This is a genomic window from Cupriavidus phytohabitans (assembly GCF_017815025.1).
Classification (GTDB): Bacteria; Pseudomonadota; Gammaproteobacteria; order Burkholderiales; family Burkholderiaceae; genus Cupriavidus.
This window is the reverse complement of the sequence record NZ_JAGIQB010000094.1, coordinates 1-10,440: the sequence shown is the minus strand read 5'-3', so window position 1 is coordinate 10,440 and position 10,440 is coordinate 1. Positions and strand designations below refer to the sequence as shown.

Genomic DNA, 10,440 nt, shown 5'->3' with positions numbered 1-10,440 from the left:
CGTCATGCAGCTTTCGTGATCCTCATTTAACGTCTCTGCCGCCCTTCCGTTGGCAGAGGTTTTTCAGACCATCCTTAACTCAATTGTGCCGGCAGATCGCCTGGAAGCTATCTTCTGTACTGCTGGGCGTCGAGATATGCGTCGCGAGAAGGCAAGAGATGGTCCGCGCAGAGCGCAACCAACGCATCGATATCGCCGGCTTTGAGCGCTTCGATCATTTGCCAATGTTCTTTGCGCGCCCGTTCTCGATACTCAGCCGATACAAGTGACGCGAAACGGATTGGGTGCGTCTGTCGAGCAAACTCCGATATCGCCTTCTGCAGTGTGTTGTTACTGCAAAGGCTAAAAAGTTCGCGATGGAAAGCTAGATTCAGACGAAAGACGGTGCGCGCATTGCCTGCCGCGACAGCCGCGTCGTGTTGTATCTGTATGGCAATCAGGTGTTCCAGCCTGGCGGGCACGAGCGATAGGTCAATTCGGCGCGCCGCCTCGGTTTCCAGCATACAGCGCACCTCATAAAGCTCCTTTACCTCCTGAACCGAAAATGAGCGAACTAGAGCGCCAATGTTCTTGCGACGCTCAATCAATCCCATCCGGTCCAGCGCAGCAAGGGCGTCCCTGACGACGTGACGTTTGACCCCAAAGCGCTCCATCAACTCATCTTCGACCAACCTCTCGCGCGGATGCAGTCGGCCGAAGACGATGTCCTCTTCCAGAGTCGCGATCATGGCGGCCAAAGGGTCTGAATGAGCAAAGCTGGCTTCGTTGATATCAGGAACAGCGGAGAGCATTTCGGTGGCAGGCATCGGGCCAGCAGCACCGCCAAGCGAGGCGGGTGCTGCGGTACGAGCGGGAATGAAAACCATCATTTTGACCTATTTTCCCCACCCCAAGGTGCTCCGGCCTTACTCCCCTTTACCCGGTACTTTGCCACGCGACTGCGCAGCGCGCAGGAAGTCGAAGTCAACGCCCTGATCTGCCTGGGTTACGGTGGTGAGGAAGAGCTTGCGGTAGCCGCGATCTGCGGTTGGTACGACGACGGGCATCGCGTCTGCGCGCCGCTTCAGTTCCTCATCGCTGACGTGCAGCTTCAACTCGCGACGAGAAACGGACAGGCTGATACGATCGCCGCTCTGAACATACGCGAGCGGCCCGCCAACAGCGGCTTCGGGTGTGACGTGCAAGACGATTGTGCCGAATGCTGTGCCGCTCATCCGGCCGTCGGAGATGCGCACGATGTCCTTCACGCCCGCCCGCGCAAGTTTGCGCGGGATCGGGATGTAGCCGGCTTCAGGCATACCGGGCGCACCCTTGGGGCCAATGTTTTTCAGTACCAGGATGTCGTCGGCCGTGACATCGAGTTCGTCGTCATCGATGCGGTTAGCGAGATCTTCGGCGTTCTCGAATACCACCGCACGTCCCTCGTGCTCCATCAGCTTGGGATCCGCTGCCGACTGTTTGATGATGGCGCCGCCCGGCGCCATGTTGCCCTTAAGCACGGCGATGCCCCCTTGGGGATAGATGGGGTTCTCGCGCGAGCGCACTACGTCTTGAGGGAATCCAGGGCCGGCACGCTCAATCTCTTCACCAAGGGTTCGACCGGTCACCGTCATGGCGTCGAGATTTAGCAGGGGCTTCAGCTCACGCAACAGGGTTGCCATGCCGCCCGCATGGTGGAAGTCTTCCATGTAGTGGTCGCCCGAGGGCTTCAGGTCTAGCAGGACTGGCGTCTCGCTGCCCATGCGATCCAGCTCGGCAAGGTCGATGTCATATCCCATGCGGCCTGCAATTGCCGCCAGATGCACGATGCCGTTTGTGGACCCACCAATGGCAAGCAGCACGCGCATGGCGTTCTCGAAGGCAGCGGGCGTGAGAATCTTGTCGATTGTCAGGCGTTCCTTCGCGATACGAACGGCCTCCGTGCCCGTTTGCTCTGCGACACGGATGCGGTCTGCAGTCACCGCGGGAGGCGAGGCGCCGCCAGGCACTGTCATGCCCAGTGCTTCAGCGATGCAGGCCATCGTGCTCGCGGTACCCATTACCGAACAGGTGCCAACGCTGGCGACCAACTGGTTGTTCACGTCGGAAATCTCCTCAGCGTCGATCTCTTCCGCGCGGAACTTCCCCCAGTACCGGCGGCAGTCCGTGCAAGCGCCGACGCGCTCGCTCCGGTGCGAGCCGGTGAGCATGGATCCAGTAATTAGCTGGATAGCAGGGATCCCAGCCGAGGCCGCGCCCATCAATTGGGCGGGAACCGTCTTGTCACAACCGCCGATCAGAACCACTGCGTCCATCGGCTGTGCGCGAATCATCTCCTCGGTGTCCATGGACATGAGGTTGCGCAGGTACATGCTGGTCGGCGCCGAGAAGCTCTCGTGAATCGAAATCGTGGGGAAATCCATGGGCAGGCCGCCCGCGAGCATGATGCCGCGCTTCACCGCCTCGATCAGATGGGGCGCGTTGCCATGGCAAGGGTTGTAAGCGCTGCCGGTGTTCACGATCCCGATGACGGGACGGTCCAGCGCGGAATCGGTGTAGCCGGCTCCTTTGATGAACGCCTTGCGAAGAAACAGCGAAAACCCGCGATCTCCGTAATTCGTGAGGCCTTTGGAGATGCCCGTCGCGGCGGCTTCAGGGGCGATGTCGTGGCGCGGAGCGGCGCTTTTCGGGTTCTGGTCTTCGTTGGGCATGGATGAGGAGCTCTGTAACTGGGGGGACGAGGGAGTCCCAACTGCTATGTCGGTGTGAAGCATAGCCCAAAGCCATGCAGATTGTTGTTAGGGCTATCACCTATATTATTAATAATTCAATTGACTAGAGTTCGGCAGGTTCTTGGCATCGAGCCAGGCACACGCATTCGCACGACCTCACTCGATAGAAGGAGACCATCATGAATACTCGAACTGCACCCAGATTGGGTCACATCAGTCGCCGAAGCGCCATCTTGGCTGGCGCTTTGACACTCCTAGGTGTGACTTTCACAGCTCATGCTGGCGCATATCCCGACAAACCTATCAAACTCGTGGTGCCCTACACCCCCGGCGGCGCGACGGACGTAATTGCCCGAGTTATCGGGCAGAAGCTGTCCGTTTCCTTAGGGCAACCCGTTGTTGTCGAAAACAAAGCCGGTGCGGCTGGCAACCTCGGCGCAGCATACGTGGCTAAGGAGAAGCCGGATGGCTACACCTTGTTGCTCGGAGCTCTGACCAGCCATTCCATCAACAGCGTTCTGCTGCCATCCTCGGCGGGCTTCACGATGGTCAATAGCTTCGCGCCTGTGGCAGTTGTCGGTCGCGTGCCTCTCGTTGTTGCAGTCGGTCCCTCGTTCAAGGGAAAGACGCTCGCCGAATTCATCTCCGCAGCGAAAGCAAAACCGGGCGGAATGAATTATGGGTCGTCGGGCAATGGCTCGCCGCAGCATTTGGCGGCCGAACTGTTCAAGCGCCAAGCCGGGGTTGACTTGGTCCATGTGCCTTACAAGGGAAGCAGCCCGGCATTGAATGACCTTATGGGCGGGCAGGTTGACGTCGTCTTCGACACGCTGCCCGCTACCCAATCGTTCATCAAAGGCGGCCGATTGCGCGCACTGGCTACGGCCACGCCGCAGCGAGTTCTACCCGAGGTTCCGACGGCAAGTGAGGCCGGTTTGTCCGGGTTCGAGGTAAGTTCTATGTTTGGCCTTCTGGCGCCTGCCGGCACCCCCGCGCCGATCATCAACAAGCTCAGCACGGCCCTCAAGGACATCATGGCCCAGCAGGAGGTAAAGACCGCGCTGACCAATCAAGGTGCCACGCCGGTCTACACAACGCCTGACCAAGCTCGCTTGCAAATCAATGATGAGGTGGCACGGTGGGCAAAGGTTATCAAGGAGTCAAACATCAAGGCTGACTAACCAATTCGCTCTGATGTGTCGGGCGAACGGTTGCCATTGAGAGCGGCCTGCGCCTGGCACTTGGATACGTGGTCCAACTGTGATCGACGTTGAGAGGAGGGTAGAGCGAAACGAAGAGAAAAATCGGATCTGCATTTCAGCAAGCAGTGTCCGCAGCATCCCCTCCATTACTGCTTCGGACGATGACCGTTAAATCAATGCTTGACCGCTGCGCCATCGTTATTGTCTATAAGGGCCGTCCTTCGCGCAGCGAAAACCAACAATTGATGAAAGGCTGGCAGGCGAGACATCGACGTCGCTAGACCGGAGCGTGCGTGTCGGTCGTGGTCAAACTGCCAAGCATTTCAAATGCTTGGAGACAACGGCGCCTCACAGACGGACAACAGACGTTCATGCTGAAGTGATTGCGTGACCGCTCATGGCCGGGTAGGCGACGGACGCCGGCATGTACGGTCGGTCCTTGCCGACAAGTCGTGACCTCTCCAAGCCTTGAAGCCGAGCAACGGCCGCTGCCGCGCCCAGTGATGAGACAGGTCATCTCAGCTCGAATGACTCTTCGCCGCTAGGGTTGCCAGTTGCCGCTAGTCTGCTGCGGCCGTCATAAAACGGCCGTCTTCGCGCCGTGGTAATCGGCGCTTCACGGCCTACTTTCCGCTGCGCTTGCCGCCGATGCCAACCTTGCCGCGCCCGACCTTGCGATGCGGCACACAGGGGCGCAGCCTCTTCCTGGAGCTAGCTGTCAACGTGACGTGCTCCGCAGGGTAGCGGGTCGTCCTGTGCAGCGCGGCCTGATAGGCGGGATGGCCCGGATCTATGCGCTTGATAGCTGACATGACTGGCACCTCCTCAGGGGATTCTAGTCCGAAACGGCACGGCGATTATGCCGCCTTCCTGAACACGCCATGCGCTCGTTCTGGTTACGGTGGAGCGGATCTACCCTTGAATCGACCGCAAGACGGCCTTCAATGAGCTGTGAATCCTATTGGCCAGAAACGGAGCCAGGCCGCCGCTGCCCGCAGTCTCTTCCCGACCCAATGCGGTCCTCTGGATGCGCCAGAAGCAGACATAAAAGCCTCTATGAGGGCGAGGGTGTCAACCCCCTGCAGTATTGGATTTCAGCCTATGGATGTCTGGCGCGATACTCTCTCCCTTGCAAGCCATTACTTTTCGTTCGCGGACTGAAGCGGCGCGATACCGAGGTCGGGGTCACTCAGTCCGGGCTGCTGCCCCGGACTAGCTTCTATCCGTGCCGGCACAAGGACCGGGCACCACATACCGCATGCGCAAAGCGCAGGACTACCCCTGTTACCTGCGCGCCCCATCTAGAAGGACGGCTACCCGTGCGGCGGGTAGCCCGGCTTTTTTACGGGCGCGCTGACCTTGCTATCGTATGCATCGCTCTCCATCCTTAGACCGGAATCACGTCACTACTACTGGTTTGAGGCTTGCCCCGGGGGGAATCTCGCCGTACTCGAGATAGCGCCACAGGGCAATTGCCAATCGGCGGGCAAGCGCGACAATGCCCACGCGCCGCATGCGTTTGCTGCCTGGCGCGAAGCGCTCATTGAACCATTGCGTGAGCTTACTCGTCGGCTGGTAGCGTAACCAGGTCCATGCCAGTTCGATCATGATCCACCTCGAGCGTTTGTTGCCCGCCTTGCTGATGCCTTGCTCGAGCTGGCTTTCGCCACTACTGTAAGGCGTCGGTGCCAATCCCAGGCAGCCTGCGACTTCGCGCCGGTTGTGAAAGTGCCGCCAGCCAAACAGTTCCTTGATTAGCACCCAGGCGCTGCCTACGCCGATCCCGCCAAGCCGGGCGAGAAGCGCGATGGCTGGCTGCGCGCCGGTCTTCACTGCCTTGTGCTGCTGGGTTTCAATTGTCTTGACCTGCGCTACGACCAACGCCAGTCGCGCGACTTCACGCTCGATCTCGGCACCTAAGCCAGCAGGCAGTTGCGAGCCGTGATCGTTCCACCAGTGGTTCCAGGATCGGCCCCCGATGCGAGGGACCCGCAGGTTGTGCAATACCAGCAGTGAACGAATCCGGTTGCTGTGGGCCGTGCGTTCCTGCTTGAGTCGACTGAGTTCGCGATGCAAACGCCGCTCGTCTTCCTGCTCTTCGGTTGGGATCCGCGCGACTGCCCACACGCGCCGCTCGCCGGCGTAGTAACGCATCAACATGGAGAGCAGCTTGTCGCCGTCGAGCCGGTCGGTCTTGGCACGCCGCGCACGGCGGTTGACTTCAATGCTGGCCGAATCCACAACCAGATTAACGATGCCATGTTCCGTCAACCAGCGGTGCAGCCAGAAGCCATCGCGGCCAGCTTCATAGCAACTACGCACCGGGGCTTGCCGCGCCAGGCCGCAGCGTGCCTTGGCTTTGGCGATCACATGCAGGACTGCATTCAGGTCGCCAGCCACAAGCGTATGCCGGCTCGGCCCACACACGCCGTCCCCCAGCGACAGCTTCCAGGACTTCTCGCCCAACTCGAATGCCATGTAAAGCCAGCCAGTGATCGTCGTATTCTGCCCCTGAAGGGCTGTGCGAGGTGCGTTCATTTGCGTGCTCCTTTCGAGAAACGAGACTGCGAACCCTCGTTTTACTCCAGGGGGCTTACCTCCGCGGCTCTTCATAGTATCCAGTAGTTAAGTCATGCACTACGCTGGGTGCGCACCCTTTGAAGCTCAATATTGATGTCGTTCTCTTGCTCAGAATAGCCGAGTAGCGAGCCCTGCATTCGCTCAAATCCCTCGTTCCACCCGGAGTGCTTCGACGTTTCAAAGAGAAGAACATAGGCCTTAATTCGCCACGCCTCCTCAGGTAGCGCGTAGAACACCCATCTAACTCGATGCAGGCCGTTGTCTACCGCTTCAGCATATTCATACTTCACGAACCGACCCATTCCCACATGTGCATCAAACTTGACTTCTGGAAAAAGCGGAGAGATGCAATCCGTTGATGGCTCCTCGTCAGTAAAAACACTAAGTGGCTTGCGCCCTTGGAGCATAAGCAACAGTTCGCGGTTCGTGTGCAGCAAGTAGGGATACTCGTCAACCGCGCTGCGCATCCTCAGTGTCACGCGTCCGTCATGATGTATTCCAAGACCATAGCCACTGTTGAGCGTTTCAATGCCCAACTTATCCAACTCATAGCTCGCCCAGGACTCGAAGGTTTCAATCTCGAGAGCGCGGCAAAGGCCCGCAATGTCATGAACGTGAAAGTTGTAGGTCCGGATAATGCTGTCAGTTTCTCGATCGTAGGCCTCTGCGACTAGCGTTGTTTGGCCGTCGCTTGCCGCTGCGCTGCACCGGTTTTCGGTTGTCATGATGTCGGCCCTTCTTGGGATCAACCTCCGCTCCTAACTTCCTCTCTCCAAGCCACCAATACATCGGCGACCTTCTTGGTATGAGCAACCTCTTGGCCCATTCCCATTCGAGCTCGAACAACTCGGATCAAGTACTCCGTGATCACCGCTGCGCTTGCACCTTCTTTCAACAGCTCGAACACATGCGGCACGTAGGCATTGTATTCGTCGCGCGCCGATGGAACTGTCGAGATGCCGATGGGATCCCAGAGGTAATGCAGAACCTCGTCGACCCTTCGATAGAGTTCTTTGTCGGGATCGGACAACCTGGTATCCATTGCAACTCCCCGGTCCAAGCGCCGGAATACGACGTCTGAAATTGTAGGGCGGCAGGCCATTGTCGAACCGTCTCGAACTCTGGGCGGCGCGATCGGAGGGACGGTGGCTGAAATCAGGTGGAAGGCACCGGCCTAACCCCTAGGATCTCGACAGATCGGCAATTGAACCGAACATCAAAGCCGGCGAGAGGCCTCATATCAAAGCTAAGGTGACCATTATCTTGCGTCGATATAACGATCTCGTCCAGCCAGCCACCGCCAGACAGTTCATTGAGATTGATGTTGGTCTCACCTATATCCCGGCATAGGAATTCAACGATCCGATCCTCGCCTGAACCCGTCCACTTTGGATTGTCCTGGCCGTCATGCCGTACTGAAATAGTTGCATTAGCTACATACCGGCCTGATTCCTCAGCCAGCCTAATACAGAAGGTGACAACCTCAGAATCGTGAAAGGTTGGCCAGTAGCCAAACGCATTCAGGACCAACTCGCTGTGCTGTACCAACGTTTGACCCGACTCACCTGCAGAATTGTCTACGCTCATCGCTCGCCTCCAAAGGCTCGATACTGCTTCGCCCCCGTGGTACTCGTGTCTGCTGTCCGTGATATGCCCGGCAATTGAAGCATAACCGAGGGCTGACCGGCGTGCGCAATGCGCTGCATAACACTGGAGACCCAGCGACGCCGCGGCTCGCAGGATGTCGCAAGGCGCGTGATCTATGAGACGACGTGCACCATGGTTGCCTTCGAACGGCGGCATTGTGGTCCGGCGGACGCTCGAATGTCTCAAGATAGGAGCGAGCGAACGACGCCTTTTGGCCGACTCAGGTCCTTCGACTCAACGGAAACCCCGTAGGCCGTTGCAGGTGCCAGAAAACCAAGTAGATGGCGAGAGGCACTGCAGTTATGTAGAGAAATCCGACCATAAAGAACGCCGCAGCAGAAGCAATGCCGCAGGTACTCCCTGCAATAGGCCAAAGCCAATGACAACCGCGGTTCTGAATCCAGCGAACGGTCATGACGGCAAGCGATACCCAGGCTAGTAGCGGCGCGATCCCTAGCCAATTTGTACGCCCGGACCCAAGTCCAGTCGACATGGCGAACATGAGCGACGCAAGAACGGCAATGGATGCTCCGCTCCAAGATGCAACAGCGGCCGCTACACGGGTGCCGTTAACTGGTGAGGATGTCGTTCGGGGCCGCATCTTTTCTCCTTTGGCAATATCGGCAGTCTGGTCGATTCTGCAAGCGCCTGATCGAACCCGCGATTCGCTACGCCGCGACCAGCCGGCAAGAGGCGACACTTGGCGGTCAACCGCTGACTCAGCGAACGTTCATTTTTCGGTCTGCCGCGGCCTCTCTAAGGACCCAGGCGCGCGTTGTCCGAGACTGCAAAAGCCACGCACTGAAGCCGACGGCAGAGTTCACCTAGGCGCTCGACGAATTGATCGTGCGATGCATCTGACCAAGCCGCTCCAAAACGCAAAGCAATGTGCGCTGAGCCCACCGGGTCACCCGCCAGGCTGACCTCAAGGGCATATTCCTCATTGTGAAGAAACACCCCTGTCGTGGCACCGGGGAATATCGAATCGAAACCTCGGCGGACCGAAGCCAGGTCTCCCAGGTCGTTCGCGTCACGAACGCTGTCCAGACTCTCGGCGTCGGGATTCGAGGGCCTTAATACGATGATGTCAAAACTCATTGCTGGCTTTTGGCACGCGCTTTCAATGTTGTGATTGCCGGGCCGGCAATGCAGTCCATCGCCTCCAGCCCCTCCCGGCATTCTAGCGAGGCTGTCTGGTGTGCAAGGCACACGTGGCCTGCCACGCTGCGCACTGTTGTGGCCCGCAGACACCCCACTTCGCGATACTGGCTTGCCCGGCCTGTCCCTTGTAGTTTCGGATCGTCGCTATTGGCGCATTTGGGCTCCATCGGCCCCCCGGGCCAGGAACAGCCGGAGCGCCGGGGCAATCTTCACGCTAACAAGTCGGCCGAACACGCCAGCCTAACAATATGCGGAAGCACGCGACCATCGCCGGTCAACCCTCGACACTGTGGATCCTGCTGGGGGCCTATGTACTGCCCTACATCGCCGGGGCCGCCATCGCGCTGTACTGGCCCGCGCAATCGAGTCCGTTCGGACTGGACTTTGCCGATACGATCCTGGCCCGCCTGGTGCCGTCGGTATCCGGCTATATCAAGAGATCGCACTTTCCGCATGCCACTGCCGCCTATTTCGTGCTGTCCGCCGTGCTGTTCCTGCCTTGCCTGATATTGGGGGTCCTGCGTCCGCTGGACGTGCTCTACTTCGGGTCCGTGAGGCGGATGGACGCCTACAAGCGCGAATATTAGGGCAGGTCCGGGCTGACCCGCGCCATCGCGTTGCTCTTCTGCCCCGTGGGGATCTGGGGTGCCTGGATGCAGCCCGGCTATCAGTTTGGCCTGTTGCCTGTCCACGAGGCGCGTTGGGCCTTGGCAATTGGCGGCCCGCTTCTCAACTTCTATACGCTGTCCTATTTCATACTGCTCGGCATTGTCATGAGCGTTCGATTCTGGCCGGAATTCAGGATCCTCCGCAGCAATGGCTGACCTGATCTGACACGTCATCGATCACGCAGTGCGGCGTGCCAGCGTCGACGATGCCCGTTGCCCCGCGCACTGCCTCGCACGGCCGTTGTCAACCCATTTCGGTCAATCAAATTTCTACAAACCGGCCATTCATTCGCCGTGGCGTGCAATAAGGCTACCGTCCCAGCGAGAACGAACCGAAGCTGCGACTGGCAACTACTACACCAATCGCAGATCCCACAGCACATCCAGTACGTGTTGGGTGGAGCGTTCAACGTACCCCGCACGATGCGCGATGCCGAGCCGACGCCATAACGCCGGGCGCAGCGGACGCAT

The 10,440-nt window shown here is 58.9% G+C and carries 11 protein-coding genes and 1 pseudogene; 3 read left to right on the top strand and 9 right to left on the bottom strand.

Annotated elements, in window-relative coordinates; translation table 11 throughout:
* Nucleotides 1–107: 107 nt before the first annotated feature.
* Both J8I34_RS32025 and J8I34_RS32020 read right to left on the bottom strand, forming a co-directional pair.
* The gene (locus J8I34_RS32025) at nt 108–791 is read right to left on the bottom strand and encodes a GntR family transcriptional regulator (protein WP_209808205.1); all 684 of its coding nucleotides are present in this window, start codon (nt 789–791) and stop codon (nt 108–110) included.
* A gap of 114 nt (nt 792–905) precedes the next feature.
* On the bottom strand, nt 906–2,690 hold the full coding sequence (locus J8I34_RS32020; protein WP_209808203.1) for an IlvD/Edd family dehydratase: 1,785 nt from the start codon (nt 2,688–2,690) through the stop codon (nt 906–908).
* 200 nt (nt 2,691–2,890) lie between these two features.
* Between J8I34_RS32020 and J8I34_RS32015 the strand changes: the two genes are divergently transcribed.
* Entirely contained in the window at nt 2,891–3,892 is a 1,002-nt protein-coding gene (locus J8I34_RS32015; protein WP_209808202.1) for a Bug family tripartite tricarboxylate transporter substrate binding protein, read from the top strand.
* Between the two features lie 644 nt (nt 3,893–4,536).
* On the opposite strand, the gene J8I34_RS32010 is transcribed toward J8I34_RS32015, so the two are convergent.
* The 6 genes from J8I34_RS32010 to J8I34_RS31985 all read right to left on the bottom strand — a co-directional run bounded on the left by J8I34_RS32010 (nt 4,537) and on the right by J8I34_RS31985 (nt 9,238).
* Nucleotides 4,537–4,725, bottom strand: coding sequence for a hypothetical protein (locus tag J8I34_RS32010; protein WP_209808200.1), 189 nt, complete (start codon nt 4,723–4,725; stop codon nt 4,537–4,539).
* A 586-nt stretch (nt 4,726–5,311) separates the two neighbouring features.
* On the bottom strand, nt 5,312–6,451 hold the full coding sequence (locus tag J8I34_RS32005) for an IS110 family RNA-guided transposase (RefSeq protein WP_209808199.1): 1,140 nt from the start codon (nt 6,449–6,451) through the stop codon (nt 5,312–5,314).
* Nucleotides 6,452–6,543: 92 nt separating this feature from the next.
* On the bottom strand, nt 6,544–7,218 hold the full coding sequence (locus tag J8I34_RS32000) for a hypothetical protein (RefSeq protein WP_209808197.1): 675 nt from the start codon (nt 7,216–7,218) through the stop codon (nt 6,544–6,546).
* 20 nt (nt 7,219–7,238) lie between these two features.
* The gene (locus J8I34_RS31995; protein WP_245176296.1) at nt 7,239–7,523 is read right to left on the bottom strand and encodes a hypothetical protein; all 285 of its coding nucleotides are present in this window, start codon (nt 7,521–7,523) and stop codon (nt 7,239–7,241) included.
* Between the two features lie 125 nt (nt 7,524–7,648).
* Nucleotides 7,649–8,080 (bottom strand): Imm50 family immunity protein, encoded by a 432-nt coding sequence (locus J8I34_RS31990; protein ID WP_209808193.1) that lies wholly within the window; start codon nt 8,078–8,080, stop codon nt 7,649–7,651.
* Between the two features lie 816 nt (nt 8,081–8,896).
* The gene (locus tag J8I34_RS31985; RefSeq protein ID WP_209808191.1) at nt 8,897–9,238 is read right to left on the bottom strand and encodes a hypothetical protein; all 342 of its coding nucleotides are present in this window, start codon (nt 9,236–9,238) and stop codon (nt 8,897–8,899) included.
* 311 nt (nt 9,239–9,549) lie between these two features.
* On the opposite strand from J8I34_RS31985, the gene J8I34_RS31980 reads away from it, so the two are divergent.
* Together J8I34_RS31980 and J8I34_RS31975 are read left to right on the top strand one after the other, a co-directional pair.
* A complete protein-coding gene (locus J8I34_RS31980) occupies nt 9,550–9,888 on the top strand; it encodes a hypothetical protein (protein WP_209808189.1) in 339 nt (112 codons plus the stop codon).
* Between the two features lie 66 nt (nt 9,889–9,954).
* Entirely contained in the window at nt 9,955–10,125 is a 171-nt protein-coding gene (locus J8I34_RS31975; RefSeq protein WP_209808187.1) for a hypothetical protein, read from the top strand.
* Between the two features lie 198 nt (nt 10,126–10,323).
* Here the strand turns inward: J8I34_RS31975 and J8I34_RS31970 are convergent.
* Nucleotides 10,324–10,440: pseudogene (locus J8I34_RS31970) on the bottom strand (LysR family transcriptional regulator); the annotation flags it as partial.

Coding starts and splice junctions, on each gene's coding strand:
- J8I34_RS32000 (WP_209808197.1), bottom strand. CDS start 7,218: ATGACAACCGAAAACCGGTGCAGCGCAGCGGCAAGCGACGGCCAAACA.
- J8I34_RS31985 (WP_209808191.1), bottom strand. CDS start 9,238: ATGAGTTTTGACATCATCGTATTAAGGCCCTCGAATCCCGACGCCGAG.
- J8I34_RS32020 (WP_209808203.1), bottom strand. CDS start 2,690: ATGCCCAACGAAGACCAGAACCCGAAAAGCGCCGCTCCGCGCCACGAC.
- J8I34_RS31990 (WP_209808193.1), bottom strand. CDS start 8,080: ATGAGCGTAGACAATTCTGCAGGTGAGTCGGGTCAAACGTTGGTACAG.
- J8I34_RS31980 (WP_209808189.1), top strand. CDS start 9,550: ATGCGGAAGCACGCGACCATCGCCGGTCAACCCTCGACACTGTGGATC.
- J8I34_RS32025 (WP_209808205.1), bottom strand. CDS start 791: ATGCTCTCCGCTGTTCCTGATATCAACGAAGCCAGCTTTGCTCATTCA.
- J8I34_RS32015 (WP_209808202.1), top strand. CDS start 2,891: ATGAATACTCGAACTGCACCCAGATTGGGTCACATCAGTCGCCGAAGC.
- J8I34_RS32005 (WP_209808199.1), bottom strand. CDS start 6,451: ATGAACGCACCTCGCACAGCCCTTCAGGGGCAGAATACGACGATCACT.
- J8I34_RS31975 (WP_209808187.1), top strand. CDS start 9,955: ATGCAGCCCGGCTATCAGTTTGGCCTGTTGCCTGTCCACGAGGCGCGT.
- J8I34_RS32010 (WP_209808200.1), bottom strand. CDS start 4,725: ATGTCAGCTATCAAGCGCATAGATCCGGGCCATCCCGCCTATCAGGCC.